General features: G+C 72.4%; 23 protein-coding genes and 1 pseudogene. 12 read left to right on the top strand and 12 right to left on the bottom strand.

The window, feature by feature from the left end:
* Positions 1-2 precede the first annotated feature (2 nt).
* The 4 genes from ACFXI4_RS34230 to ACFXI4_RS34215 all read right to left on the bottom strand — a co-directional run bounded on the left by ACFXI4_RS34230 (position 3) and on the right by ACFXI4_RS34215 (position 5,362).
* On the bottom strand, positions 3-653 hold the full coding sequence (locus ACFXI4_RS34230) for a hypothetical protein (protein ID WP_362721829.1): 651 nt from the start codon (positions 651-653) through the stop codon (positions 3-5).
* Positions 654-742: 89 nt separating this feature from the next.
* Complete coding sequence (locus tag ACFXI4_RS34225; protein ID WP_362721832.1) at positions 743-3,166, bottom strand: dolichyl-phosphate beta-glucosyltransferase; 2,424 nt, start codon at positions 3,164-3,166, stop codon at positions 743-745.
* Positions 3,163-3,861, bottom strand: coding sequence for a GntR family transcriptional regulator (locus ACFXI4_RS34220; RefSeq protein ID WP_362721835.1), 699 nt, complete (start codon positions 3,859-3,861; stop codon positions 3,163-3,165). The genes ACFXI4_RS34225 and ACFXI4_RS34220 overlap by 4 nt, the downstream gene beginning before the upstream one ends.
* A 145-nt stretch (positions 3,862-4,006) precedes the next feature.
* On the bottom strand, positions 4,007-5,362 hold the full coding sequence (locus ACFXI4_RS34215) for an aspartate aminotransferase family protein (RefSeq protein ID WP_384998348.1): 1,356 nt from the start codon (positions 5,360-5,362) through the stop codon (positions 4,007-4,009).
* Positions 5,363-5,572: 210 nt separating this feature from the next.
* Between ACFXI4_RS34215 and ACFXI4_RS34210 the strand changes: the two genes are divergently transcribed.
* Positions 5,573-7,375 carry a serine/threonine-protein kinase gene (locus tag ACFXI4_RS34210; RefSeq protein ID WP_384998345.1) on the top strand — a complete coding sequence of 601 codons (1,803 nt, stop codon included), beginning with the start codon at positions 5,573-5,575 and terminating at the stop codon, positions 7,373-7,375.
* 158 nt (positions 7,376-7,533) lie between these two features.
* On the opposite strand, the gene ACFXI4_RS34205 is transcribed toward ACFXI4_RS34210, so the two are convergent.
* On the bottom strand, positions 7,534-8,688 hold the full coding sequence (locus tag ACFXI4_RS34205) for a Gfo/Idh/MocA family protein (RefSeq protein ID WP_384998342.1): 1,155 nt from the start codon (positions 8,686-8,688) through the stop codon (positions 7,534-7,536).
* Between the two features lie 167 nt (positions 8,689-8,855).
* Positions 8,856-9,608 (bottom strand): SLATT domain-containing protein, encoded by a 753-nt coding sequence (locus ACFXI4_RS34200; protein WP_384998339.1) that lies wholly within the window; start codon positions 9,606-9,608, stop codon positions 8,856-8,858.
* Positions 9,609-9,886: 278 nt separating this feature from the next.
* Between ACFXI4_RS34200 and ACFXI4_RS34195 the strand changes: the two genes are divergently transcribed.
* From ACFXI4_RS34195 to ACFXI4_RS34185, 3 genes are all read left to right on the top strand, one after another.
* Positions 9,887-10,249: a YbaB/EbfC family nucleoid-associated protein gene (locus ACFXI4_RS34195; RefSeq protein ID WP_362715498.1), complete on the top strand. Its 363-nt coding sequence runs from the start codon at positions 9,887-9,889 to the stop codon at positions 10,247-10,249.
* 107 nt (positions 10,250-10,356) lie between these two features.
* Positions 10,357-10,956, top strand: a complete 600-nt coding sequence (recR, locus tag ACFXI4_RS34190) for a recombination mediator RecR (RefSeq protein WP_362715501.1) — start codon at positions 10,357-10,359, stop codon at positions 10,954-10,956.
* Positions 10,949-11,608 (top strand): DUF5063 domain-containing protein, encoded by a 660-nt coding sequence (locus tag ACFXI4_RS34185; protein WP_384998335.1) that lies wholly within the window; start codon positions 10,949-10,951, stop codon positions 11,606-11,608. The genes recR and ACFXI4_RS34185 overlap by 8 nt, the downstream gene beginning before the upstream one ends.
* Here ACFXI4_RS34185 and ACFXI4_RS34180 read toward each other — a convergent pair.
* Positions 11,595-11,906: a hypothetical protein gene (locus ACFXI4_RS34180; RefSeq protein WP_384998332.1), complete on the bottom strand. Its 312-nt coding sequence runs from the start codon at positions 11,904-11,906 to the stop codon at positions 11,595-11,597. The two genes, ACFXI4_RS34185 and ACFXI4_RS34180, sit on opposite strands and share 14 nt — an antisense overlap.
* 275 nt (positions 11,907-12,181) lie before the next feature.
* Here ACFXI4_RS34180 and ACFXI4_RS34175 point away from each other — a divergent pair, with 275 nt between their 5' ends.
* From ACFXI4_RS34175 to ACFXI4_RS34155, 5 genes are all read left to right on the top strand, one after another.
* Positions 12,182-13,453, top strand: coding sequence for an aspartate kinase (locus ACFXI4_RS34175; protein ID WP_362715520.1), 1,272 nt, complete (start codon positions 12,182-12,184; stop codon positions 13,451-13,453).
* On the top strand, positions 13,450-14,529 hold the full coding sequence (locus ACFXI4_RS34170; RefSeq protein WP_384998329.1) for an aspartate-semialdehyde dehydrogenase: 1,080 nt from the start codon (positions 13,450-13,452) through the stop codon (positions 14,527-14,529). The genes ACFXI4_RS34175 and ACFXI4_RS34170 overlap by 4 nt, the downstream gene beginning before the upstream one ends.
* Positions 14,530-15,090: 561 nt before the next feature.
* Positions 15,091-15,666: a SigE family RNA polymerase sigma factor gene (locus ACFXI4_RS34165; protein WP_362715523.1), complete on the top strand. Its 576-nt coding sequence runs from the start codon at positions 15,091-15,093 to the stop codon at positions 15,664-15,666.
* A 212-nt stretch (positions 15,667-15,878) separates the two neighbouring features.
* Positions 15,879-16,961, top strand: coding sequence for a hypothetical protein (locus ACFXI4_RS34160; RefSeq protein WP_384998326.1), 1,083 nt, complete (start codon positions 15,879-15,881; stop codon positions 16,959-16,961).
* 88 nt (positions 16,962-17,049) lie between these two features.
* Entirely contained in the window at positions 17,050-17,589 is a 540-nt protein-coding gene (locus tag ACFXI4_RS34155) for a GNAT family protein (RefSeq protein ID WP_362715513.1), read from the top strand.
* 37 nt (positions 17,590-17,626) lie between these two features.
* On the opposite strand, the gene ACFXI4_RS34150 is transcribed toward ACFXI4_RS34155, so the two are convergent.
* Entirely contained in the window at positions 17,627-18,421 is a 795-nt protein-coding gene (locus ACFXI4_RS34150) for an SURF1 family protein (RefSeq protein WP_384998323.1), read from the bottom strand.
* Between the two features lie 146 nt (positions 18,422-18,567).
* Here ACFXI4_RS34150 and ACFXI4_RS34145 point away from each other — a divergent pair, with 146 nt between their 5' ends.
* Positions 18,568-20,376, top strand: coding sequence for a prolyl oligopeptidase family serine peptidase (locus ACFXI4_RS34145; protein WP_384998320.1), 1,809 nt, complete (start codon positions 18,568-18,570; stop codon positions 20,374-20,376).
* A 105-nt stretch (positions 20,377-20,481) separates the two neighbouring features.
* Here the strand turns inward: ACFXI4_RS34145 and ACFXI4_RS34140 are convergent.
* Positions 20,482-22,323: pseudogene (locus tag ACFXI4_RS34140) on the bottom strand (NAD-binding protein); the annotation flags it as partial.
* 171 nt (positions 22,324-22,494) lie between these two features.
* Between ACFXI4_RS34140 and ACFXI4_RS34135 the strand changes: the two are divergent.
* Both ACFXI4_RS34135 and ACFXI4_RS34130 read left to right on the top strand, forming a co-directional pair.
* Positions 22,495-23,538, top strand: a complete 1,044-nt coding sequence (locus ACFXI4_RS34135) for a permease (RefSeq protein WP_384998317.1) — start codon at positions 22,495-22,497, stop codon at positions 23,536-23,538.
* Positions 23,535-24,266: a TIGR03943 family putative permease subunit gene (locus ACFXI4_RS34130; RefSeq protein WP_384998314.1), complete on the top strand. Its 732-nt coding sequence runs from the start codon at positions 23,535-23,537 to the stop codon at positions 24,264-24,266. Before ACFXI4_RS34135 ends, ACFXI4_RS34130 begins: the two co-directional genes overlap by 4 nt.
* A gap of 274 nt (positions 24,267-24,540) precedes the next feature.
* Here the strand turns inward: ACFXI4_RS34130 and ACFXI4_RS34125 are convergent, their stop codons facing one another.
* The 3 genes from ACFXI4_RS34125 to ACFXI4_RS34115 all read right to left on the bottom strand — a co-directional run bounded on the left by ACFXI4_RS34125 (position 24,541) and on the right by ACFXI4_RS34115 (position 26,827).
* A complete protein-coding gene (locus ACFXI4_RS34125) occupies positions 24,541-25,782 on the bottom strand; it encodes a cation:proton antiporter (RefSeq protein ID WP_384998311.1) in 1,242 nt (413 codons plus the stop codon).
* 7 nt (positions 25,783-25,789) lie between these two features.
* The gene (locus ACFXI4_RS34120; protein ID WP_384998395.1) at positions 25,790-26,260 is read right to left on the bottom strand and encodes a cation:proton antiporter regulatory subunit; all 471 of its coding nucleotides are present in this window, start codon (positions 26,258-26,260) and stop codon (positions 25,790-25,792) included.
* A gap of 198 nt (positions 26,261-26,458) precedes the next feature.
* Positions 26,459-26,827, bottom strand: a complete 369-nt coding sequence (locus ACFXI4_RS34115; protein ID WP_384998308.1) for a peptidoglycan-binding protein — start codon at positions 26,825-26,827, stop codon at positions 26,459-26,461.
* Positions 26,828-26,966 lie beyond the last annotated feature (139 nt).

The following is a 26,966-nucleotide window of genomic DNA, read 5'->3' as shown; positions in this document are numbered from 1 at the left end:
CGTCAGCTGAACACGATCATCGAACCCTGGGCCAGGCTGCGGGTCGCGGCGGCGTGCAGGCCCAGCCAGACGTGCCGTTCCCGGGCGAACGGGCTCGGGTCGTAGGGCGCCGGGACGGCCGGTTCCTCCAGGTCGGTCGGTGCGGACGGGGCCTGCGGGGCGGCCGGCGGGTTCGCCGGGTCGATGCCGATCGACGGGGCCACGTACTCCAGCTCGCGCAGCAGGCTCTGCGAGGAGCCCAGCGGGCCGCCGCTCGCGAGGAGCTCGTCGCTGGAGAGCGGGTTCGGGAAGTCGAGCGGGACGTACGCGCCCGCGTGGTCGTAGTGCCAGACGAGGTGCGACTGCTGGGCCGTCGACTCGAACATCTCCAGGAGCTGCTCGTAGTCGCCGCCCAGGTCGTCCACCGGGGCGACGGGCAGGCCGCAGACCTGGAGGAGATAGGCGCGGCGCAGGAAGTGGAGCGCGTCGTAGTCGAAGCCGGCCACGGGCGCCACCTCGCCGGACAGTCCCGGCATGTACTGGTACACCGGCACCGGGGGCAGCCCGGCCTCGGCGAGCACCTTGTTGTATTGCGCGAGTTCCTCGGCGAACGGGTTGTCGGGCGTGTGGCACAACACGTCGACGAGCGGTACCAGCCAGAGGTCACAGGCCAAAGAGGGCTCCTCGTATCGGCGCGATATCTGCGCGTTCACGGCAAGTGTTCAGCTAGGTGGTCAGGGAAGAGTAATCGGTGCGGCGCCGGTCAGCGCCCCTCGTGCAGGTCCCATACCCAGACCCCACCGGTCCACCTGGCGGGTTTTCCGGTCAGAGCCTGCACCGCCTGGCGCAGCTTGTCGTCGTTGGGCTGCGGCGCGACCACCAGGACGCCCGCCTTCCAGTACGCGAAGTCCTTCGCCGCCTGCGCCCGCCAGTTCTTGCCGATCACCGGCACCTTGCCGCTGTACCGGACGTCACGCAGCAGGGTGGAGGTGTAGCGGGGGACGGCACCGTAGATGCCGATGCGGTCCTCGCCGTAGGGGCCGTTGAAGTATCCGCCGGGGAGCTTGAAGCCGAGGTCCGCCGACGTCTGCCAGTGCAGCGCCTCCGCGGACCCGGGATCGGGGAGCGGGAGCGGGACGAGGGACTCGCCCTTGCCGACGTACGACTTCCACATCCCGCTCGTGACGAACTCCGGGACCGGCGTCCGCGGCACGGACTTGAGGGGGGCGGGGACGATCGGGAGCAGCGCGAGCGCGATGGCGAGCAGGCCGAAGTACTGGGTGCCGACCCGGCGGGCGCCCAGCACCCTTTCGAGGGCGAGCGCGAGCAGCACGCCCAGCGCCGGGGCGCAGATCATCGCCACCCGGCCCTCGATCACCGACTCGAAGAGCGGCAGCTTCCGCACCAGCGCCCAGGGGCCCGGATACACCGTGTCCGTCAGCGGGATCCGGATCTTCGGGCCCAAGGACAGGACCGCCGCGGCCAGGGACGTGAACGCCAGCGCCCTGACCAGGGGCCGCGACCACAGCCGTACCACGACCGCGAAGGCGAGCAGGACCAGCGGCCAGCCGTAGAAGGCGTTCTGCTCGGTGGGGTTGAGGGACAGCTCGTTGGCGCGGCCCGCGTCCCCGAAGAGCATCGAGCGTTCGGAGAAGGCGAGGAGCGAGAGCGGGCTGTTTCCCGCGTTGTCGCCGTGCAGGACGCTGTGGTAGCTCTGCGCGCCGCTGAACTGCCAGTACAGGGGGTAGGCCACGAGCGGGAGGCAGACCGCGCCCGCGATCAGCAGGCCCTTGCCCAGGGGACGCCAGGACTCCTTCGCGACCTGCGGTCGTACGGCCGCGTAGGCGGCGGCGAACAGGACCATGCCCAGCGCCGCGAGCAGGAACGGCTCCTCGCCCAGGAAGACCTGGTAGGCCGCCATCAGGCCGAGCACGACCCCGTCCCGCCGGACGCGGGTGCCCGCGGCCAGGCGCAGGGCGCGGTCGATGATCAGCGGGATCATGAACAGGATCACGAAGTTGGGGTGCGCGTTGGCGTGGCTGACCATCGGCGGCGCGAAGGCCGCGAGGGCCGCGCCGAGGAAGGCGGCACCCCGGTGCCGTACCACCCGCTTCACGATCAGCCAGTACCAGGCGACGGCGGTCGCGGCCAGGCCCACCGCCATGCAGACGGAGAGCGAGACGGCCGGTCCGGCGAGCAGCGTGAGCGGGGCGAACGGGACGGAGACGCCCAGCATGACCGTGTTGGCCATCAGGTTGACGCCGTCGGGGAAGTTCTGGAGGTCGGAGAAGAACGGGTTGCGCAGGTGCGCCAGGTTGTCCGCGGTCACCGCGAAGAACCACTCCCACTGGTTCTGGTCCTGGAGGGAGTCGACGAGATAGCGGTGGCCCGGGTCGAAGAAGCGGCCCGAGTAGAGCGCGACCGACAGGGCCAGGAAGAGCACCGGGACCAGCAGGTCGACCGGGCGCAGCCGGCGCAGCCGGAGACGGGCCAGGTCGGCGAGGACCTTCGGGTAGGCCAGCGGGCCGACCTTGGAGCCCGGCTGGTGGCTCCAGCGGACCGGCACTTCGGCGATGGAGCCGCCCTCGCGGTGCAGGTGCTGCAGGACCTCGACGTCGATGCCCCAGCCGTCCAGACGGGAGTCGGCGAAGGCCTCCCGGGCCCGGTCGCCGTCGAACAGCTTGAAACCGCACTGGGTGTCCTTGATGCCGGGCACCGCGGTGGCCCGTATCAGCAGGTTCCCGGCACGGCCGAGCAGCTCGCGCAGCCGGTGCTGGTGGTCGGATATCTCCGCGCCCGGTACCGCGCGCGAGCCGATCGCGGCCGCGTTTCCCTCGCTGAGCGCCTTGTCGAGCCGCTCCAGCTCCTCGATCGGGGCCGCGAGGTCGGCGTCGGTGACCAGCACCCGGCGGCCGGTGCTGGCGGCGACCCCGAGGCGCAGGGCGTTGCCCTTGCCACGGTTGCGGTCGCCGGTGACCAGGCGGACGCACGGATGCCCTAAGGCGGCGACCTCGCGCGTGCCGTCGGTGGAACCGTCGTCGGAGACGATCACTTCCCAGGTGCCGAAACGGGACTCGTTGTCGGCGAGGTACCGGGTGACGGCGTCGAGCGTCGGGCCGAGCCGTGCCTCCTCGTTGTACGCGGGAACGACCACGGACAGGTCGACGGTCTCCGAGGGCGCGGTCATCCGTTCTCCGACAGACGCTCGATGAGGGCGAGGGAGTGTGCGTTGTACGCGGTGACGATCCCCCGGGCGGCCTCGGTGTCCCGCCGGGACAGCGCGTCGACCAACTCGGTGTGCCGGGACCACAGGTACCCGCGCAGATCGGGCAGCCGGCGCAGGTGCCGCACCGCGCACACCCAGGACTGCACGCGCAGCCGGTGCAGGAAGTCGCCGAGGTAGGGGTTGCCGAACAGGGTGGACAGCTCGCGCCAGAAGCGCAGGTCGTAGCCGATCAGCACGGAGAGGTCGCCGGCGGTCGCGGCCCGCTGGGCCTCCTCGCCGCGCCGGCGGACCGCCGCCAGTGCGGCCGCGACCCGCGGCTCGCCGGGGTCCTTGAAGGCGGGGTGACGGCCTTCGTCGAGGGCGTGGAACATACCGTCGACGACCAGGCTGCGGGCCTCGATCATGTTTTGGTAGTCGGTGAGGGTGTACTCCGGGACCCGGAAACCGCGGTGCTGGTCGGCTTCGAGGATGCCCTGCGCGGACAGGTCGACCAGGGCCTCGCGGACCGGCGTGGCGGAGACCCCGTACTGGTCGGCGATCTCCTTGACCGTGAACTCCCGGCCCGGCTGGAGGCGCCCGGCGAGCACCTCGTCACGGAGCGCGTCCGCGATCTGCTGGCGCAGGGTACTGCGGGTCACAGCGCCGTTGCCCGGCATGGTCGGGTGCCTCTCCTCACGCGTTCGGGTGACGTGCTCGCTTACGTGTACATCTACGAGCACGCCACCTTACGCGTTCCCCCGGGGGCGCGGGGATCGCGACCGGCCCCCGCCGGACCCGCGTCCCGCCCCGCCCGCGGCGCCCCTACACCGTGTACTCGTCGGCCACGCTCAAGGCGGAGTCCAGGGCGGCGAAGCCCTCCTTCAGCTCGGCCTCGGTGACGTTGCACGGCGGCACGACATGCGTCCGGTTCATGTTCACGAACGGCCACAGACCCTGCCGCTTGGCGGCGGCGGTGAACGCGGCCATCGGCGCGTTGGCCTCCCCGGCCGCGTTGTACGGCACCAGCGGCTCCCGGGTCGCCCGGTCCTTCACGAGGTCCAGCGCCCAGAACATGCCGGTGCCGCGCACCTCGCCCACGCTCGGGTGCCGCTCGGCCAGCGCGGCCAGGGCGGGCCCGACGACGTCCGCGCCGAGCCGCTTCGCGTTCTCGACGACACCTTCGTCCGCCATCACGTCGATGGTGGCGACGGCGGCGGCACAGGCCAGCGGATGCCCGGAGTACGTCAGCCCGCCCGGGTAGGGCCGCCGGGCGAAGGTCGCGGCGATCCGCTCGCTGATGGCGACACCGCCGAGCGGCACGTACCCGCTGTTCACGCCCTTGGCGAAGGTCATCAGGTCGGGTACGACCCCGAACAGGTCGGCGGCGAACCACTCACCCGTGCGTCCGAACCCGGCCATGACCTCGTCCAGGACGAAGACGATCCCGTGCCGGTCGCAGATCTCGCGGACGCCCGCCAGGTATCCGGCCGGCGGGACCATGATCCCGGCGGTTCCCGGCACCGTCTCCAGAACGATCGCCGCGACCGTGCCCGGTCCCTCGAACGCGATCGTGGTCTCCAGGTGCTCCAGCGCCCGCGTGCTCTCCTGCTCCTCGGTCTCCGCGTAGAAACGCGAGCGGTACAGGAAGGGCGCCCAGAAGTGCACGACCCCGGCGGCGGCTCCGTCGGAGGGCCAGCGGCGCGGGTCGCCGGTGATGTTGACCGCCTGCTGGGTGCCGCCGTGGTACGAGCGGTAGGCGGACAGCACCTTCGGGCGGCCGGTGTGCAGCCGGGCCATGCGCACGGCGTGCTCGATCGCGTCCGCGCCCCCGTTGGTGAAGAAGATCTTGTCCAGGTCGCCGGGGGTCCGCTCGGCGATCAGCCGGGCCGCCTCCGACCGGGCCGCCACCGCGAAGGCGGGCGCGAAGGTGGTCATCTGCGCGGCCTGCTCCTGGATCGCGGCGACGACCTTCGGATGCTGGTAGCCGATGTTGGTGAAGACGAGCCCGCTGGTGAAGTCCAGGTATCGCCTGCCGTCGTAGTCCCAGAAGTACGACCCTTCGGCACCGGCCACGGCCGGCGGGTCGATGAGGTCCTGCGCGGACCAGGAGTGGAAGACATGCGCACGGTCGGCTGCCTTCACGGCGGCTCCGGCCTGGGGATTGGGCTGAGGGGTCATGGCGCCGAGCCTAGGAGCGCCCGGTGCCGACGCGATATCGGCGACATGTTCCATGGTCAGGGGGATTCCGCGACAGTTTGTCCACGGCCGGTGGATATAACGGAGCGACCGGTACCTGTTACGGAACCGTAGACAAGGCGGGTCCCGGCCACCGGAGCGGCCGGAATATTCTCGGCTGGATCACAAGTGTGGAGAAGGGGCGGATCTGCCATGGAGAAGCTGGGGCCCGGGGATCCGCAGCACATCGGGAGGTACCGGCTGCTGGCACGGCTGGGCGCGGGCGGCATGGGGCAGGTGTATCTCGCCCGGTCCGAGCGCGGCCGTACCGTCGCCGTGAAGCTGGTGCGGGCGGAACTCGCCGCGCAGGAGGACTTCCGGGCCCGCTTCCGGCAGGAGGTGCGCAACGCCCAGCGGGTCGGCGGGTTCTGGACCGCGCCCGTCCTCGACGCCGACACCGAGGCCGCCGTGCCGTGGGTGGCCACCGGCTATGTCGCCGGGCCGAGCCTCCAGCGGGTCGTCGAGCAGGACCACGGGCCGCTGCCCGAGCGGTCGGTGTGGATCCTGGCCGCCGGGCTGGCACACGCGCTCACCAACATCCACGCGGCCGGGATCGTCCACCGTGACCTCAAGCCGTCCAATGTCATGCTCACCATAGAGGGACCCCGGGTCATCGACTTCGGGATCGCGCGGGCCCTGGAGACCCTCCCCGGCGAGGGCATCACCACGACCGGGTCGCTCGTCGGCTCGCCCGGCTTCATGGCCCCCGAGCAGGTGCGCGGCGAGCGGATCAGTCCGGCCTCCGACGTCTTCAGCCTCGGCTCGGTGCTCGCCTACGCGGCCACCGGCGTGCTTCCCTTCGGCGCGAACGAGGGCGGCGCGCACGCCCAGCTGTTCCGCATCGCCCAGGAGGAACCCGACCTGTCCGGGCTCCCCGAGGGCATCGCCGACGTGGTCCGCGACTGTCTGCGCAAGGACCCGGCGACCCGCCCGTCCCTGGACGCGATCCTGGCGAGGACCGGGGCGGTCGACACGGTCGAGGAGGGCCGCTCCAGGGACCCCTGGCTGCCCGGTTCGCTGGTCGCCCAGCTGGGCCGGCACGCGGTGGAACTGCTGGAGGTGGAGGACCCGACGGAGTACGGGACCGTGGCCCGGGCTCCCCGCGGCGGGTCGCCCGACCCGTGGGTGCGGGGGCCGGCCGGCCCGGGGTCCCGGGGCGGTGCCGAATCCGCGGCTGCCGCCGCGGGGGCGCAGCCGCAGCCGGTGCCCGACCCGCCCTCCCCCGAACACGCTCCGGCCGCGCACCCGGCCTACGGCTACCAGAACCAGCCCCACCAGCACCCGCAGCCGTACAACGCCTACAACCCGTACCACGCCCCCCACGCCACCGTCGCCGCCCCCGAGCCCGCCCCGCCGCTCTACACACCCCCGCCGCCCCCGCCGTACGCCCCCCAAGAGGAACCGGGCCGCACCCGCCGTTCCAGCGCGCTCCTCGTCACGGTCGCGCTGGTCGTCATGCTGGCCGCCGGCGGTTCCGTGTACGCGCTCATGAACAACGGCGGTGACGACGACAAGGCGGGCGGCGCCGCGCCCCCCACCCCGTCGGCGACCGCCCGGACCTCCGCCGGGGACCCGGCGCCCACCGGGTCACCCTCCTCCTCCGCCCCCTCGGCGGGCCCCGTGCCCACCGCCTTCCTCGGCACCTGGGCCACGGCCATAGACAACTCCACCGGCCACAACACCCGCGAACTGACCATCCGCCAGGGCGCGGTGGGCGACCCGGTCCTCACCCTGGTCGCCGACGGACCCGGCTACCACTGCGAGTTCGTCGCGAAGCTCGCCGAGAAGCCCGGCACGGGAGGTCCGTTGGAGATCGGGCCTTCCACGGTCACGACGGGCAAGCCCCGTTCCTCGTGCAGCGCGGGAGAGGCCACCGAGGTGACCCTGCTGCCGGACGGCAGGCTGAAGCGGGTCCGGAAGGACGGCGAGGAGAGCCTCACGTACAGCAAGCGGTGAACGCCCGCTGCCCCGCGGTGGCGGAACGCTCGGCGGACATTCGACCGGACGTCCGAATCATCCCGTCACGCCGCACCCACGGCCACGTGGCCTGCTGCACCCCGGTGGGGATGAAGCTCTGCCGGTGAGGCCGGTGCGTCCCCCTGAGCGGCGGGGGTTCAGCCGAGGCTCACCCAGGTGCCCTGGGCGGCCGAGCGGCTCATCGCGTCGAGGGCGGCCGCGCTGTGCACGGCGTCGGGCAGGGTCGGGCCGTACGGGGTGTCCTCGGCTATGGAGCGCAGGAAGTTGCGGGCCTCGACGACCTTGAGGTCGTCGTAGCTCATGGCGTTGGCCGCGCCGGGCTGGAAGGCGCCGTACTCGCCGTGGCCCGGGCCGACGTGGACCGTGCTGACGGGCTGGTCCTGGTAGGAGGTGCCGCGGCTGACGCCGAGTTCACCCATCCGCCGGTAGTCCCAGAAGACGGCGCCGCGGGTGCCGTGCACCTCGAAGCCGTAGTTGTTCTGCTCGCCGACCGAGACCCGGCAGGCCTCCAGCACACCCCGGGCGCCGGACGCGAAGCGCAGCAGGCAGCTGACGTAGTCCTCGTTCTCGACCGGGCCGAGGGCGCCGCCGGTGGCCAGGGTGTGGCCGGCGGTGGCGCCGGTGGGGCGGGCGCGCTCCGGGATGAAGACGGCGGTGTCGGCGGCGAGCGCCGTGATGTCACCGAGCAGGAAGCGGGCCAGGTCGACGCCGTGCGAGGCGAGGTCGCCGAGGACCCCGGTGCCGCCGCGGGCCCGCTCGTACCGCCAGGTCAGGGCCGAGTCGGGGTGGGCCGCGTAGTCGCTGAGGAGGCGGATGCGGACATGGGTGACGGTGCCCAGCTCGCCGGAGGCGACGAGGTCACGGGCGTACGCGACGGCGGGCGCGTTGCGGTAGTTGAAGCCGACCGTGCCCTGGACGCCGGCCTTGGCGACGGCGTCGGCGACCGCGCCGGCGTCCTCGGCGGTCAGACCCACCGGCTTCTCGATCCAGATGTGCTTGCCGGCCTCGGCCATGGCGACGCCGATCTCCCGGTGCAGGAAGTTCGGCGCGGTGATGCTGACGGCGTGGACCCGCGGATCGGCGGCGACCTCACGCCAGTCCCGGGTGGTGGACGCGAACCCGAACAGGCCGGCGGCCTCCTCCGCCCGGCCGGGCACCTCCTCGGCGACGGTCACCAGCTCGGGACGTACGGCCAGCTGCGGGAAGTGGTGGGGGACCCGCTGGTAGGCCTGGGTGTGCACCCGCCCCATCCAGCCGAACCCGACGACGGCGACGCCGAGCGTACGCACCATGTGGCTGCCCCTCTTCGGACCGTTGTGCAACTGTCCGCTCACGATGCGGGCCCGCTTCCACCGATGTCAAGACATTAGGGCGTCGTGACAAATCCACGCGCCGGGACGCTCGAAGTCCCGCCGGGGTCCGCGGAGACCCGCTGGGACACCCCGGGACCCGCCGGGACTCAGCGCGGCTCCGGTGGCCGTTGTCGGGGCATGTTCGGACGGGTGCCGTTCGTGCCCGGCGGCAGCGGGAAACGGCTGTTCAGATGGCCCGTGTCCGTGCGCTGTCCGGCCGTCACGGTCGCCTGCATGCCGAGCGGTGCCAGGCCGGTCCGGAACTCCACCATCCAGTCCGCCGTCTCCGTGCGGACCAACTCGGTGACGTCCTCCGAGAAGCGCCGCAGCACCGCCAGGCACCGCTCGGCCGCCTCGCTCGCCGTGCCCTCCGCCGGTCCCAGCACCTCCCGGACGCTCTCCGACGCCCAGTCGAACTGGAGCACCTGGAGCCGCCGCTGCACGGCCTGAGCGGTCGCCATGTCCCTCATCCAGCCGGAGGTCACCCCGAAGAACCGGTCGACGCCGACGCACGCCACCGCCATCAGCAGCGCGAGATACCCCCAGGGCGCGACGCCGCCGATCACCCCGGTGAGGTCGAGGAGCGGCAGCGCGGCGCCGAGCACCGCGCCCACGGCCGCCCCGCACCGCAGCGCCCGCGCGCCCCGCCGCTTCCCCGCCCGGTCCGACAGGTACCACTCGGCGGTTCCCAGCGCCCCGCGCTCCACCCACCGGTACAGCTCGTCGAGCCGCTCGGCCGGTTCACCCCAGTCCCCGAGCGGGAACGGCCGCCCGGTCAGATCACCCGGCCGCAGTCCGGCCGCACCCTCGCTCCACCCGTCCTGAGGCGGTCCCTCGGGCTGCATCTCCGGCTGGCCCACCCGGCACTCCCTACTGATCACAACCGGTCACGTTCCGTGACATCGGATCGACATGGTGCACGTGACAATGGATGCTGACGACGGGCACCCTTCCTACCGCCCAATGGGTGGCGAAGGCCTTGCTTTCGTCACTTTTCCGCTCGGAAGTGGGCCTTGATCAGGTATAGGGTCCCCGGGATTCTCACTCGAAAGAGTGGCGGGGCGATGGCTGCGTCGACCACGTAGGCTCATCCACAGCAGAGCAGAACCGATCCAACACGCGGACCCAGGAGCTGATCGTGATCCCCGGTGGTGGCCAGCCCAACATGCAGCAGCTGCTCCAGCAGGCCCAGAAGATGCAGGAGGACCTGGCGCGGGCCCAGGAGGAGCTGGCGAACACGGAGGTCGACGGACAGGCGGGCGGCGGCCTGGTGACGGCCACCGTGACCGGCGCCGGCGAACTGCGCACGCTGAAGATCGACCCGAAGGCGGTGGACCCGGAGGGCGCGTCCCTCGAGGACACGGCCGAGACCCTCGCCGACCTGGTCGTCGCGGCCGTCCAGGCGGCCAACGCGAACGCCCAGGCGCTCCAGCAGCAGAAGCTCGGCCCGCTGGCGCAGGGTCTGGGCGGCGGCAGCGGCATCCCCGGTCTGCCGTTCTGATCTCGCCGTTCTGATGTTCGTCGCCCACGCGACACCCGCACCGCCTTCCTAGGACGGGCGGCGGCCAACTACGGTACGTACCGGAAGACTCCAGGAAGGGCAGTCCGTTGTACGAAGGCGTGGTCCAGGACCTCATCGACGAGCTGGGGCGGCTGCCCGGCGTCGGTCCGAAGAGCGCGCAGCGGATCGCCTTCCACATCCTGCAGGCGGAGCCGACCGACGTACGGCGGCTCGCCCAGGCCCTCCTGGAGGTCAAGGCGAAGGTCCGGTTCTGCGCGACCTGCGGCAACGTGGCGCAGGAGGAGCTGTGCAACATCTGCCGCGACCCGCGCCGCGACCCGTCGGTGATCTGCGTGGTGGAGGAGCCCAAGGACGTGGTCGCCGTCGAGCGCACCCGCGAGTTCCGCGGCCGCTACCACGTGCTCGGCGGCGCGATCAGCCCGATCGAGGGCGTCGGCCCCGACGACCTGCGGATAAGGGAGCTGCTCGCCCGGCTCGCCGACGGCGCGGTCACCGAACTCATCCTGGCGACGGACCCGAACCTGGAGGGCGAGGCGACCGCCACCTACCTCGCCCGCATGATCAAACCCATGGGCCTGAAGGTCACCCGCCTGGCCAGCGGCCTCCCGGTGGGCGGCGACCTGGAATACGCGGACGAGGTCACCCTCGGCCGCGCCTTCGAGGGGAGACGACTCCTAGATGTCTGACGCCACACTGCACGCGACCGCCCCGGACCCCGACGACTTCGCGGTCCAGATCGCCGACCAGGTCGAGAGTTTTCTGGTGGCCGTCACGGAGGTGGCCAAGGGCGACGAGCCGGACTCGGCGGTCCCCTTCCTCCTCCTGGAAGTCTCCCAGCTGCTGCTGGCCGGCGGCCGCCTCGGCGCGCACGAGGACATCGTCCCCGACGAGCGCTACGAGCCGGACCTGGGCCCCGAGCCGGACGTCGACGGGCTGCGCGAGAACTTCGCCCGGATGCTGGAGCCCATCGACGTCTACTCCGAGGTCTTCGACCCGTACGAGCCCCGCAGGGCGCCCGTACCGGCCCGTATCTCCGACGACCTGGCCGATGTCATCACCGACCTGAGGCACGGCATGGCCCACTACCGGGCCGGCCGCACCACGGAGGCGCTGTGGTGGTGGCAGTTCTCCTACTTCTCCAACTGGGGCCCGACCGCGTCCGCCACCCTGCGCGCCCTCCAGTCCATCCTCATCCACGTGCGTCTCAACCAGCCCCTGGCGGAGCTGGACGGTCTGGACACCGACCACGCGACCTTGGGCGACGAGACCCTGGAGTTCGAGGCGGGCCAGGTCATGCAGGAGGAGATCGGCGGACAGCTGGGCCTCAAGGCCAAGTGAGGCGGGGCTCCGGCCCACCGCGACGCCCGGCCGGCCACCGCGGCCACAGCCCCTTCGTCATGGCCGTCACCCCGCCCGCCACCATCGAGCCGACCACCGCCGCCCACTGCGGGGAGACCGGCGGTCCGCCCACGCCCGCCGCCGACAGCAGGGCCGGCGGCGGGAGCCGGTGGGTCAGCCAGCCGCCCGCCGGGCCCGCCACACCGACCGCACCGGCCGCGCAGTTGGCCAGGGCGACCCCCTGGGCGGGACCGGGCAGCAGCACCGGGGCCGGTACGGCGACCAGCGCGAAGCCCATGCCGGTCGGCCACTGTGCACACTCGCGCCCAGCAGCACGATCCCGGAGAGAAGCGGGAGAAGGACCGACGTCGTCATGGCGGACCTGCCTACCCCGCCGTCGTCACTGTGAGCCACCGCACTTTCTGCGTGGTGTGCCGTGGGCTGGGCATGTTCCGTCCCGGAAGCGAGCGGCGGAACACCCCGCCAGGACGTCTCACCATGCGGGAGCAGGCCGGTGGAGTTCGGCCGCTCGTTAAACTGAGCCGACACAGACAAACCGAGCGAGGAGCGCACGTGGGCCTTGTCGTGCAGAAGTACGGAGGTTCCTCCGTTGCCGATGCCGAGGGCATCAAGCGCGTCGCCAAGCGGATCGTGGAAGCGAAGAAGAACGGCAACCAGGTGGTTGTCGTCGTTTCCGCGATGGGCGACACGACGGACGAGCTGATCGATCTGGCCGAGCAGGTGTCCCCGATGCCTGCCGGGCGTGAGTTCGACATGCTGCTGACCGCCGGAGAGCGGATCTCCATGGCGCTGCTGGCCATGGCGATCAAAAACCTGGGGCACGAGGCCCAGTCGTTCACCGGCAGCCAGGCAGGCGTCATCACCGACTCGGTGCACAACAAGGCCCGGATCATCGACGTCACGCCGGGCCGGATCAGGACGGCGCTGGACGAGGGCAACATCGCCATCGTGGCCGGGTTCCAGGGCGTCAGCGCGGACAAGAAGGACATCACCACGCTGGGGCGCGGCGGGTCCGACACCACGGCCGTGGCGCTGGCCGCCGCGCTCGACGCCGAGGTCTGCGAGATCTACACCGACGTCGACGGTGTGTTCACCGCCGACCCGCGCGTGGTGACGAAGGCGCGGAAGATCGACTGGATCTCCTTCGAGGACATGCTGGAGCTCGCCGCCTCCGGTTCCAAGGTGCTGCTCCACCGCTGTGTGGAGTACGCACGCCGTTACAACATCCCGATCCACGTCCGGTCCAGCTTCAGCGGACTTCAGGGCACGTGGGTCAGCAGCCAGCCGATTGGGGACAAGAAGGTGGAGCAGGCCATCATCTCCGGTGTCGCGCACGACACCTCCGAGGCCAAGATCACGGTCGTCGGTGTGCCGGACAAGCCGGGTGAGGCCGCCGCCATCTTCCGGACCATCGCCGACGCCCAGGTCAACATCGACATGGTCGTGCAGAACGTGTCCGCCGCCGCCACCGGCCTGACGGACATCTCCTTCACGCTGCCGAAGACCGAGGGCCGCAAGGCCATCGACGCCCTGGAGCGCAACCGGCCGGGCATCGGCTTCGACTCGCTGCGCTACGACGACCAGATCGGCAAGATCTCGCTGGTCGGCGCGGGTATGAAGACCAACCCCGGGGTCACGGCCTCCTTCTTCGAGGCGCTGTCCGACGCGGGCGTGAACATCGAGCTGATCTCCACCTCCGAGATCCGTATCTCGGTCGTCACCCGCGCCGACGACGTGCCGGAGGCCGTGCGCGCCGTGCACACCGCTTTCGGGCTCGACTCCGACAGCGACGAGGCCGTGGTCTACGGAGGCACCGGCCGATGACTGCCAAGCCGACGCTCGCGGTCGTGGGGGCGACCGGGGCCGTCGGCACGGTCATGCTCCAGATCCTGTCCCAGCGGGCGGACGTCTGGGGCGAGATCCGCCTGATCGCCTCCCCGCGCTCGGCCGGCCGCAAGCTGACCGTGCGCGGGGCGGAGGTCGAGGTCGTCGCCCTGTCGGAGGAGGCCTTCGACGGGGTCGACGTCGCGATGTTCGACGTGCCCGACGAGATCTCCGCGCGCTGGGCGCCGGTGGCCGCCGCCCGGGGCGTGGTCGTCGTGGACAACTCCGGGGCCTTCCGGATGGACCCCGAGGTGCCCCTGGTGGTGCCCGAGGTCAATGCGCACTGCGCCCGCAGCAGGCCGCGCGGGATCGTCGCCAACCCCAACTGCACCACCCTGTCGATGATCGTCGCCCTCGGCGCGCTGCACGCCGAGTTCGGGCTGCGCGAGCTGGTGGTGTCGTCGTACCAGGCGGTGAGCGGGGCCGGGCGGGCCGGCGTGGAGACGCTGCGGGCCCAGCTGTCGATGGTCGCCGGCACCGAACTGGGCACCAAGCCCGGTGACGTGCGGCGGGCCGTCGGGGACAGCACCGGGCCCTTTCCCGAGCCGGTCGCGCTGAACGTCGTTCCGTGGGCCGGGTCGCTGCGTGAGGACGGCTGGTCGTCGGAGGAGATGAAGGTGCGGGACGAGTCCCGCAAGATCCTCGGGCTGCCCAAGCTGCCGGTCGCGGTGACCTGCGTCCGGGTCCCGGTCGTCACCACGCACTCCCTGACCGTGCACGCCCGCTTCCAGGGCGAGGTCACCGTCGAGGGCGCCCGGGAGATCCTGGACACCGCCCCGGGCGTCGTCCTCTTCGACAATCCGGCCGCCGGGGAGTTCCCGACCCCCGCCGACGTGGTGGGCACCGATCCGACCTGGGTCGGGCGGGTGCGGCGGGCGCTCGACGACCCGACCGCGCTGGAACTCTTCGTCTGCGGGGACAACCTTCGCAAAGGCGCCGCTTTGAACACCGCGCAGATCGCCGAGCTGGTGGCGGCGGAACTGACCGGCCGTTCAGGCGCGGCGGAATTTGCGTGAACAGCCGGTGACCACGGTAAACGTCCTGTGTGGGAGCGAGCCCACACATGAGGTTCGAGTGAGAAATGTGGCCATGAGCATGGTCCAAACCACTTGAACCGCGACCCCTTGGCGTTCGAAGATTTCCCTCCCCGTCCTCCGCAACCACGCGGGCGGCGGGGAGCGTCTTTGCCGTCGCTCCCTTATGGAGTGCTTACGCGGTCGGCCCTCGGGCCGGGGGCGCACGATCCTGGCGTGGGGACGCCGTGATCTGGGTGTGGGGACGCCCGTTCAAATGGGACACAAGGGAAGAGCGGGACGCATGACGGCATGTGAGGCACCGTCGGGTGTAGTGCCGGACGCGCGGAGAACGGTCTCGACCGCGCGGGCCGGCCGATCTGGCATGCCCGGCGCGACCCCGCCCGGCGCGCCCGGCGCAAAAGTGATGCCCGGCACGTACAACCCCGACGGGGTCAGGCGTGTCCAACTGACGTGGCAGAGGTACTCGAACTCAGTGCGCCCCTCGGCGCGACGGCCCTGCGGCCGCCCCGCGCGGGTCTGCGCCCCCGCGTGCCCGGCGGCATGCCGGTGATCGCGCCCATGCCCGCAGCGCGGCCCACCCGCATACCCAGCCAGCGCGACGGAGCCGAGGAGACGGCGGCGGCCGGCACCACTGTCGACCACCTCACCGAGACCTACCGGGCGCACTACCGTTCGCTGCTCGGCCTTGCCGCACTCCTCCTCGACGACACCGCCTCCTGCGAGGACGTCGTCCAGGAGGCCTTCATCCGTGTCCACTCGGCCCGCAAACGCGTCCGTGACCCGGAGAAGACCCTGGCCTACCTGCGCCAGACGGTCGTCAACCTCTCCCGCTCCGCGCTGCGCCGCCGCATCCTCGGCCTCAAGCTCCTCTCCAAGCCGATGCCCGACATGGCGAGCGCCGAGGAGGGCGCCTACGACCAGCTGGAGCGGCGCGACCTGATCAAGGCGATGAAGGGCCTGCAGCGCCGCCAGCGCGAGGTCCTCGTGCTGCGCTACTTCGCCGACATGACCGAGGCCCAGGTCGCCGAGACGCTCGGCATCTCGCTGGGCTCCGTGAAGGCCTACGGATCGCGCGGCATCGCGGCGCTACGGGTGGCGATGGAGTCGGCCGCATGACCGGCAGCCCCGAGGGAGGCGACTCACATGATCGCCACGAGCCCTACGCCTGGCACGAGCCGACACGGCACGGTGCGCCACCTCCCGGTCCGGCGGCGCACGGTTCTCACGGTCCGGGGGAGCGGAACCCGGGCCACGGGTCTGCCGGCCGGAGAGATTCGGCGCGGGACCACGAGCAAGAGCACACGCAATCGCACGCTGGGAACGGAACTGTGAACCACGGCCCCGACGACAAGGGCTCCACGGAGCTCGGACAGGGCTTCGGCGGGCTCGGCCCCGACCACGACGGGCTCGGCCCGGACGAGCTGGCCCTGCGACGGATGCTGCACTCCGCGGTCGACGACCTCTCACCGCGTGACGGCGTCCTCGACCACCTGCACCGCGCGGTCCCGGCCCGCCGGGCCCGCAAGCGCCAGGCCGCCGTCGGCATGGCGGCCGCGGCCCTGTTCATCGGCACCGCGATCCCCGCCCTCGTACACGTCTCCCACTCCGGCGGCACCGACCCCAACACCTCCATGGCCGCCCAGGCCTCCCAGGCCCAGGGTGGTTCGGCCGGCGGCAAGAACCCGGACGGCGGCTCCGGCACCGCGGGCGGCAGCGGCGGCCAGAGCACCGACCAGCACCCCGGCGGCACCAAGGACGGCGGAAAGGACCAGAGCGCCGGCACCGTCGGGGGCACCAAGGTCGTCCCCTCGACCAGCGCCGACACCACGGCCCCGGTCTGCACCTCGGACCAGCTCGGCACCCCGACCGCCACCGTCGACGCCCCCGACTCGACCGGCGTCGTCTACGGCACCTTCCGGATCGTGAACGTCTCGAAGACCAGCTGTACCGTCGGCGGCCCCGGCAGCGTGGGCCTGCTCGCGCAGGGCGCGGCCGACGCCACCAAGCTCAGCGCCGTCCGGCACACCTCGGGCGACGCGGCGGCCGCGCTGCCCGACCCGTCCACCGAGCTCACCGGCCTGGTCCTGGCACCCGGCGCGGCCTACGACGAGAAGTTCGGCTTCGTCCCCCTGACGACCTGCCCGACCAGCGGCTCCAGCACCGGGGGCTCCGGCGACACCGGCACCCCCACGACCTCCCCGAGTCCCTCCACGGACCCCGGCGCCACCACCGGTACGACCACCTCCGGGTCGGAGGGCGTCACCACCCAGATGCTCACCGAGGACGGTACGGCCGACGGCGGGGTCGCGGTCTCGTACACCCCCGAGGCCGGGTCCCCGACCGGCTCCGCCACGGTGACGAACGCGTGCGCCGGGACGGTCTACTGGACCGGGGTCCTGCCGGCGGTGTGACCGGCGGCAGACGCGGTGCGGGGTGCGGGTCCGGCCGGATCCGAACGCATCCCGTCCGGCCGTCCGGTCACGCTGTTAGCGTGCCGGGATGGACGATCTGGGATCTGTCGCATGGCCGCCCGAACCGATCAGGACCGAGCGCCTCGTGCTCCGTGAGCCCGGCAGCCGGGACCGCGCGGCCTTCGTCGAGCTGCTCGCCTCGCCGCAGGTGCACACCTACCTCGGCGGCCCCCGGCCGCGCGCCGACCTCGAACGGGAGCTGCCCGAGACGCCCGAACGGTGGCCGGGGAGCTTCGTCGTCGATCTCGACGGGGCGATGATCGGCCACATCCTGCTCAGGAGGGCCACGGGTCACCGTCGTCCGGCCGCCGCGGGAAAGGCCGATCTCGGCTACCTGTTCTCGCCGCGGGCGTGGGGATTCGGGTACGCCGCGGAGGCGTGCGAGGCGGCACTGGGCTGGCTCGCCGGCGTGCTTCCCGGCGAGCCGGTGGTGCTCACCACCCAGAGTGCCAACGTGAGTTCGATGCGTCTCGCGGCGAGGCTGGGGTTCACCGAGGTGGAGCGGTTCGAGGCCTGGGGCTGTGAACAGTGGCTCGGCATGCGGTCCCCGGTCTCCCCGGGCGGCTGAGTCCCGCGAGGGCCGGCGGGCGCTGCCGGTGTCCGGGTCAGACGGCGGTCGGCTGCCGGTCCGGGCTCTCCTCGTCCGGTACCAGGCCGAGCGCCGCGTCCCGGGCGAACTCCACCTCGCGGCGCAGCAGCCGGAACCACATGAACACCGTGAAGCCCGCGAACACGAACCACTCGCCGGTGTAGCCGAGGTTCTGGAACGCCTTCAGGTCGAGCCCCGAGTTGTCCGGCGCGGTCGCCGGTACGGGCGTCATCCCCGAGTCGGCCTTGTCCAGCGTGATCCACGCGTCGTACACCCGGTACGGCACCAGGTTCACCAGCGAGGCAGCGCTGATCGCCGCCGTCTGCCCGGACGGCAGCCCGCCCTGGTTGCTGACGCCGTTGTCCCCCGGCGTCTCGGAGGCCTGCAACGCGCCGGTGACGGTGACCTCGCCGGCCGGCGGGGCGGGCACCTCGGCCGCGTCGGCCCTGCCGGGCAGCCAGCCGCGGACGACGGGCAGGGCCTGCCCGGAGCCGGTGCGCAGCAGGGTCAGGACGTAGAAGCCGTCCTTGCCGTCGAGCTGCCGGCCGGGTACCAGCAGCTGCTTGGCGTACCGGCCGCTGACGGTGGCCCGCTTGCCGGAGGTCGACTGGTCGACGGGGAGCAGGGCGGCCAGTGGCCGGGCCGGTTCCGTCCGGGCGTCCTCGACCTGCTTGTCGGCGCTGCGGTGCGCCTCGACCCGTGACTCGAAGCGGCTCAGCTGCCAGGACCCCATGAAGATGCAGAACGGGATGGCGAGCAGCACGAAGACGTTGATGCCCCACCAGCGGGGTGTCAGCAGGAAGCGGTACACGCCGTCCACGGTACGGGGCGCTTTGCGTCGGTTGGGAGCGGGGTCGGCCCGACGCGGGCGGCCGGCCGCAAAGTTGTCCACAGGCTGGGGCCGCCCGCCAGCGCGTTGTGGGCGGGTGCGGGCACTATGGGGCCATGACTGCGGCCATGAGTGAGAGCGACATGCCGGACTGGGAGAAGCGCTTCCGCGCCCCTCGGGTCTCCCTGCCGGACTGGGCGGAGGACGCCCCCGACCGTTCCCTGTTCGTGTCGAACGCGACGGGGACGTATGAGCTGTACGCCTGGGACCGCGCGAGCGGAGAGCAGCGTCAGGCGACGAACCGGCCGAACGGCACGACGGACGGGCTGCTCTCCCCGGACGGCGCGTGGATCTGGTGGTTCGACGACAAGGACGGCGACGAGTTCGGCGTCTGGCGGCGCCAGCCCTTCGGCGGCGGCGCCGACGAGGAGGCGACCCCGGGCCTGGAGCCGTCGTACCCCTCGGGCCTGGCGCTGGGCAGGGACGGCAGTACGGCGGTCGTGGGCCGCTCCACCGACGACGAGGGTACGACGATCTACCTGGTCAGAGTGGGGGAGGAGCCGAGGGAGATCTACCGCCACCCCGAGTCGGCGGGTGTCGGCGACCTCTCCCACGACGGCTCGCTGATCGCCATCGAGCACACCGAGCACGGCGACGCGATGCACTCGGCGCTGCGCGTGATCCGCCCGGACGCCACCCCGGTCGCCGAACTGGACGACACCCGGGGCGGCGCGGAGGAACTCGGCCTGGAGGTGCTCGGCTTCGCCCCCGTCGAAGGCGATCCGCGGCTGCTCATCGGCCATCAGCGGCGCGGCCGTTGGGAGCCGCTGGTCTGGGACGTCGTCACCGGCGAGCAGACCGACCTGACCCTGGACCTGCCGGGCGACGTGAGCGCGGAGTGGTTCCCGGACGGCAGCGCGCTGCTGATCGCCCACAGCCACGAGGCCCGCAGCGAACTGTTCCGCTACGACCTGGCGACGCACGCGCTGACCGGGATCCCGACCCCGGCCGGTTCGGTCTCCGGGGCGACGGCCCGCCCCGACGGAAGCGTCGAGTACCTCTGGTCCTCCGCCGCCGAGCCGCCGGTGGTCCGTTCGACGACGGGTGAGGTGGTCCTGGACCCGCCGGGCATGAGGTGCCCCCCGTCAGTCCCGGTCTCGGACGCGTGGGTGGAGGGCCCCGGCGGCCGTATCCACGCGCTGATCCAGAAGCCGGTGGGAGCGAAGGGGCCGCTGCCGACCGTCTTCGACCTGCACGGCGGTCCGACCTGGCACGACAGCGACAGCTTCGCGGCGGGCCCGGCGGCCTGGGTGGATCACGGTTACGCGGTGGTCCGCGTCAACTACCGGGGCTCCACGGGCTACGGCCGGGCCTGGACGGACGCGCTGAAGCACCGGGTGGGCCTGATCGAGCTGGAGGACGTCGCGGCGGTCCGGCAGTGGGCGGTGGAGTCCGGCCTGGCCGACCCCGACCGCCTGATCCTGACCGGCGGCTCCTGGGGCGGCTACCTGACCCTGCTCGGCCTGGGCACCCAGCCGGAGTCCTGGGCTGTGGGCATCGCGGTCGTCCCGGTCGCGGACTACGTCACGGCGTACCACGACGAGATGGAGTCACTGAAGGCGATGGACCGCACGCTGCTGGGCGGCACGCCGGAGGAGGTCCCGGACCGCTTCGCCGCGAGTTCGCCGCTGACCTACGTCGACGACGTGAAGGCCCCGGTCTACATCTCGGCCGGTGTCAACGACCCCCGCTGCCCCATCCGCCAGATCGACAACTACGTCGCCCGGCTGGCGGCCCGCTCGGCCCCCCACGAGGTCTACCGCTACGACGCGGGCCACGGCTCCCTGGTGGTCGACGAACGGATCAAGCAGCTGAGACTGGAGATGGAGTTCGCGGAAAGCCACCTCACGCCCGCGGCGGCCACACCGACGGACTGAACCGGCCCCGATCCTCACCCGGCGCCCCGTCAGGGGCGCGGGGAACCGTGCGACCGGCGACGACGCACGCGCACGGAACGAGATCACCGTGACCCGCCCACCCACCCGCCCGGACAACTCCGCCAGCCCCCGCCGAGTGACCGCGACCACCACCCGGTCGCCGCTCTGCAGCACATGGTCCTGGGCCACCACCCCCGGCCGCCCCTCCAGCGCCAGCACCCGCCAGGCCCCCGCCCGGAACGCGCCCTCGACGGTCCGCCCCTCCAGCTGCGGATGCCCGCCCACGTCCACCGCCGCCACCAGCAGCACCTTCCGCTCCACCGGGATCGCCCCGAGGATCTGCCGGCCCAGCATCGCCCCCGCGAAGGACGGCGCGGCCAGATAGGACACACTGCGGCTCCGGGTGACCGCACGCGGATGCGCGGCCCGCAGGGTCCGGTACACGGCCGTCGCGAAGTCGTCGTCGTACAGCCGCAGCACGGCCTTCAGGTCCGGCCGTACCGCCCGCGCGTACAGGACGGCCTCCAGGTTCGTCGTGTCCGCACTGGTCACCGCGAGCAGCGCCTGCGCCCGATGGATCTTGGCGGCCTCCAGGACGCCCTCCTGGGTGACGTCCCCCAGCACCACCGGCACCCGCAGCCGCCGTGCCACCGCCAGCCCGCGGGCCTCGGGATCGGACTCGACGCACACCACGGGCACGTGCAGCTCACGCAGCCGCGTCAGCACCCGCGTCCCGATCTTGCCCAGCCCGAGCAGTACCACGTGCCCGCTCAGCCCCCGCGGGGGCTTGCGCAGCGTGGATGCCGTCCGGAAGGTGCCGAGCGCCTCCAGGACCGCGGCCAGCAGGACCGGCAGGAGCAGCAACCCCATCAGACCGGAGAGCAGTTGAAGGATCTGCCGCCCGAGCGACTGCCCGATCGCGGGATCGTCGATGGCGAACAGATCGAGGAGCGTGTAGTAGAAGGCCCGTACCGGATCGATACCCGTCACCACCGACAGTGCGACCGCGAGCGCCACCACACACCCGACCACCCCGGCCAGCGACCACCGCAGACGCCGCGAGAACAGCGAGGCGAGCAGCGGCAGGAACCCGATCCGGCGCCGGTCCTGCGCCGCCGCGGCGGACGCGGACGAGGACACCTGCTCCAGCACCATCACGCCACGCTCGCCCGCGGCCCGTACCTCCGCGTCGTCGGGCAGCAGCCGCGGCCCCTGCTCCCCGGCGCTCTCGCCCGGTTCGGGACCGTTGTTGTTCGCCGAGAACAGCGCGAGCGTGCACAGTCCCCGGTCGGCGTCCGGCCCGGCGAGGGCCCCCGGCGGCAGGTCCACCGCCCGCAGCACCAGCCCGTCGGTCTGGACGACCTTGCCGGTACCGGCAAGCGCGGTGGCGGCCAGCGCGGGTGCGGCGGTGTCGGCGTCGGAGAGCACGGTCGTCGACGTGTCGCCCGCACCGCCGTTTGTGTCACCGACCGCCAACACGGCTGCCTGGTCCAGGAGTTCCTCGATGTGCTGGCCCAACCGCCGGTTGTACAGCCGCAGCACCAGCCGCAGCCGGGGGTTCAGCCGTCGGGCGGTGAGGGCGGCCCGGATGTTGGTCTCGTCGTCGTCGTACACCAGCGCGAGCGCGGCGGCCCGCTCCACGCCCGCCTCGGCGAGCACGGCCTCGGTCGCCTCGACGGCCTCCAGCACCCGCTCCCCGCGCGGGCCTTCACCGGCGGTCTGCCCGGTACCGCCGCCCGCACCGCCGCCGTTCCCGTTGGCCCGTCCGACGGCGGCGCTGACCACCCGGTCCAGGAGCGCGGCCGAGGCGGCCCGGGCCCGTCCGACCACCGGGGGCCTGGCGATCCGCACGTTCGGCGGTACGACGAGGACGACCTGCTCGCCGTACACCACGCGCAACTCGGCCGCCAGCCGGTGCGCGAGCCCGTCGTCGCCGCAGACCACCATGTGAGCCGGGGCGCCACCACCCTGATACGGAACGCTCGCCACAAGGGAAAAGACTGCCTCAACGGGACGCATGGTTCCAGCAACGAAGTGAACAGCCGCCCCTGACCGCCCGTAGGGAAGGGGAGGGAGCACAATCCCGGATCTGACCGAAGTGCCGGAGGTATCCGACCCGTGGCCATCACCGAGAAAGCCGCCCCGCCCGGCGGCGCGCCCGAGGACGGGACCCCCGGCGCCGACGGCACCCGCACCCCGCCCGGCCAGGAAGGCTGGCATCTCAGCTCCCCCCTGGCCCTGACCCTGCTGCTGCTCCTGGTCGTGGTGTTCCAGGGCCCGGTGCGCGGCGCGCTGTCGACGCCGGTGATGCAGAGCTGGATGACGGTGTTCGTGGCGGTGGTGGTCCAGGCGCTCCCCTTCCTCGTCCTCGGTGTGCTGCTCTCGGCGGCGATCGCGGTCTTCGTGCCCCCGTCCTTCTTCGCCCGCGCCCTGCCCGGCCGTCCCGCTCTGGCCGTGCCGGTCGCGGGGCTGGCCGGCGCGGTTCTGCCGGGCTGTGAGTGTGCGTCCGTGCCGGTGGCCGGTGCCCTGGTCCGCCGGGGCGTCACCCCGGCCGCGGCCATCGCCTTCCTGCTCTCCGCCCCCGCGATCAACCCGATCGTGCTGACGGCGACGGCGGTGGCGTTCCCGCGCGACCCCGAGATGGTGCTGGCGCGGTTCGCCGGCAGCCTGCTGGTGGCGTGCGGGATGGGCTGGCTGTGGCAGCGCCTGGGCCGTACCGACTGGCTGCGCCTGCCGGCCCACGCCCACCACGAGGGCGAGACCAGGGCGGAGGCGTTCTGGGACTCGGTCCGCCACGACACCGTGCACGCGGGCGGCTTCCTGGTCCTCGGCGCGATGGCCGCGGCGACGCTGAAGGCGGTGGCCCCTGCGGAGTGGCTGCGCACGGCCGCCGCCAACCCGGTGATCGCCGTCCTCGCCCTGTCGGTCCTGGCCGTGCTCCTGTCCATCTGCTCGGAGGCGGACGCGTTCGTGGCCGCGTCCCTCACCCAGTTCTCGCTCACCGCGAAGCTGGCGTTCCTGATCGTCGGCCCGATGATCGACCTCAAGCTCTTCGCGATGCAGGCGGGCACCTTCGGCCGTGGCTTCGCCCTGCGCTTCGCCCCGGCCACCTTCGCCGCCGCGATCGCGGGCGCGGTCCTGACCGGGGCGGTGCTGCTGTGAACCGGCAGGCCCAGGCGGCGATGATGTTCCTGGTCGGGGTGGCCCTGCTGCACGCGGGCGCCACCGACCTGTATCTGCGCTACGTGAAGGCGGGCCTGCGCCCGCTGCTGCTGGCGGCGGGCGCCGTCCTGATCGTCTCGGCCCTGGCGACGGCCTGGTACGAGTGGCGCCGCAGCCGCCGGCGTACCGCCTCCGCCTCCGCCGCCACCGGCCACAGCCACCCCGAACCCCGGATCTCCTGGCTGCTGGTCCTCCCCCTGCTGGCCCTGATCCTCATCGCCCCGCCCGCGCTCGGCTCCTACAGCGCGCTGCGCGCGGGCACGGCCCTGCAACAGCCGTACGGCTACGACACGTTGCCCGCCGGGGACCCGATCCCGCTCAACCTGGTCGACTACGCGGGCCGGGCGGTGTACGACCACGGACGTTCGCTCCACGGCCACCGTGTCCGTATCTCCGGCTTCGTGGCCGTGGACGGCGCCGGCACCCCCTACCTGGTGCGCATGGCCCTCAACTGCTGCGCGGCGGACGCCCAGCCGGTGAAGGTGGCGCTGACCGGCAGGATCCCCCCGGTCCTGCAGCCGGACGCCTGGCTCCAGGTGACGGGCACCTACACCGCCCGGCGGACCCGCGACCCGGTGAACGGCGGCCCGGTCCCGTTCCTCACGGTCTCCGAGGCCAAGCCCGTCCCGACACCGGCCGACCCGTACGACGAGACCTGGAACAAGTGACCTGTCCCGTGACGGGGCCCTGCTGCCGGCGGCCGCGCTGACGGCCGCGCTGACGGCCACGCTCGCGGCGACGATGGCAGCCGCCGACGGTACTCCCGTCGACCCGGCGCTGCCCGCTACCGCGTCTGCCACCACACGGCCGAGGCCAAGCCGACCGTCACGGTCGCCCCGGCCGAACCGGGCCGGTGCCTCCGCTTCCAGACCCGGCGTCACCGGGCCGGTGCCCGGCACACCGAGAGCACCTCGGCGAGGACACCGTCGGGGCGGCGTACCGTCACGCCCGGCGGACCGGGTCCGGTTCCTCCGCGGTGGCCTGGACGGGGATCGTGCCCTCGGCCGGAAGGGGCTCCGTCGTCCCGGATGCTCGGGTGAGGCGGCGGGCCAGGGGTTCGGTCCAGCGGGCGGTGAGCGGGCCGAGGATGACGAGGATCAGGACGTAGGCCGTGGCCAGCGGGCCGAGCGAGGGTTCGATGCCGGCGGTGACGGCGAGACCCGCGATGACGATGGAGAACTCGCCGCGGGCGACCAGCGTGCCGCCGGCCCGCCAGCGGCCCCTGGCGGAGATTCCGGCGCGCTTCGCGGCCCAGTAGCCGGTGGCGATCTTCGTCAGCGCGGTGACCACCGCCAGGGCGAGGGCGGGCAGCAGCACCGGCGGAATGCTCGCCGGGTCGGTGTGCAGGCCGAAGAAGACGAAGAAGACGGCGGCGAACAGGTCCCGCAGGGGTGCGAGCAGATGATGCGCGCCCTCCGCCACCTCGCCGGAGAGCGCGATGCCGACGAGGAACGCGCCGACCGCGGCGGACACCTGGAGTTGCTGTGCCACTCCGGCGACCAGCAGCGTCAGGCCCAGCACCACGAGGAGCAGCTTCTCCGAGTCGTCGCTGGAGACGAACCGGGAGATGTGCCTGCCGTAGCGCACCGCCACCACCAGCACCACTCCCGCCACCCCGAGGGCGATCGCCAGCGTGAGGCTGCCCGCGGCCAGGCCGGCCCCGGCGAGCAGCGCGGTCACGATCGGCAGGTAGACCGCCATGGACAGGTCCTCGAGGACCAGGATGCTCAGGATCACCGGGGTCTCCCGGTTGCCGAGCCGCCCCAGGTCGCCGAGGACCTTGGCGATGACCCCGGACGACGAGATCCAGGTGACACCGGCCAGCACCACGGCCGCCACCGGGCCCCAGCCCAGCAGCAGGGCCATGGCGGCGCCCGGCAGCGCGTTGAGCGCGGCGTCGGCCAGGCCCGCCGGGTACTGGGTCTTGAGGTTGGAGACGAGATCGCTGGCCGTGTACTCCAGGCCGAGCATGAGCAGCAGCAGGACGACACCGATCTCTGCGCCGATCGCGACGAACTCCTCGCTGGTGCCCAGCGGGTAGATCCCGCCGTTGCCGAAGGCGAGCCCGGCCAGCAGGTAGAGGGGGATGGGCGAGAACCGGAAGCGTCCGGCGAGGCGGCCGAGCAGCCCCAGGCCGAGGATGATCGCCCCGAACTCGATCAGGAAGACGGCGGAGTCGTGCACGGCGGCCTCACTCCCGTCCGAGTATGGAGGCGGCCGCTTCGACGCCCTCGTGGGTGCCGATCACGATGAGCGTGTCCCCGCCGGCGAGCCGGAAGTCGGGCGCGGGGGAGGGGACCGCCTCGGCGCGGCGCAGCACGGCCACGATGGACACCCCCGTCTCCGTGCGCATCCGGGTCTCGCCGAGGAGCCTGCCGTTCCAGTACGACGTCGCGCCCAGCTCGATCCGCTCGGCCACCAGGCCGAGATCGGTGGTGGAGAGCAGATTCGGGCTGTGGTGCGTCGGCATCAGCGCGTCGATGAGCGCGTCCGCCTCGCCCGAGGACAACCGCACCGACAGGGCGCAGGCGTCGGGATCGTCCTGGTGGTAGGCGCTCACGATCCGCGAACCGTCCCGGTGCGCGACCACGGAGAGCCTGCGCTGCTCCCGTGTGGTGAGGTCGTATCGCACGCCGATTCCCGGCAACGGCGTCCTGCTCAGGCGTGGAGCCCCCAAGGCTGTCTCCCCTGTCTCGTCTGTCTCGTCCCGCGATCCCTTTGCGATTTCTTTAACGACACCCTAACGGCCGAACCGGATGACACCGGCCGTCGGTTCGGGCGGGAAGGCGCGGGGGACCGGCGATTCGGGCGGCGGGGACAGGGGCAGGGGCAGGGCGGGGCAGGGCAGCGACAGGTGCCGTCAGCTCGGGTACGGCACGTGACAGTCCAGCAGCGGGTGGTACAGGACCTGCCAGGTGCGGCCCTCGATCACACCGCTCTCCGGGAGGCCGTGGCAGACCTGGATCCACTCGATCTTCTTCAGCATGCGGTCGCCGTAGAGCCCGTTGGAGGCGAGCTGGGGAGGTTCGCCGCCCCAGGCGTTGCTGAGGCACTGTGCCTGCCGGACCGCGGCCCCGGTGTCGCCGTAGGTGAGCATGGGCCGGTAATCCGACGACACGTAGGAACAGCCGTGCCCGGTGGCGGCCGCGGCGGTGTGCGGCACCGCCAGGCCCAGTGCGGCGGCCGCGCTCAGTGCCGCGGCCGAGGTGAGCAGTCGGTTCCGTCGCATGCGCGCTCCTTCAAGGCCGACTCATGCCATGGTCGCGCGCGGGCGGCGACCTCCGCGACTTGGACACGGAGGCGCGGGAGGCGGGGTGGCTTCCGGCGGAACGATCTGGCCGGTGCGGCCGTGATCGGCGGTCATGGCG

The organism is Streptomyces sp. NPDC059224, from assembly GCF_042754285.1.
GTDB lineage: Bacteria > Actinomycetota > Actinomycetes > Streptomycetales > Streptomycetaceae > Streptomyces.
Note: the sequence above shows the minus strand (reverse complement) of the source record. Positions and strands in the feature narration are given on the sequence as shown.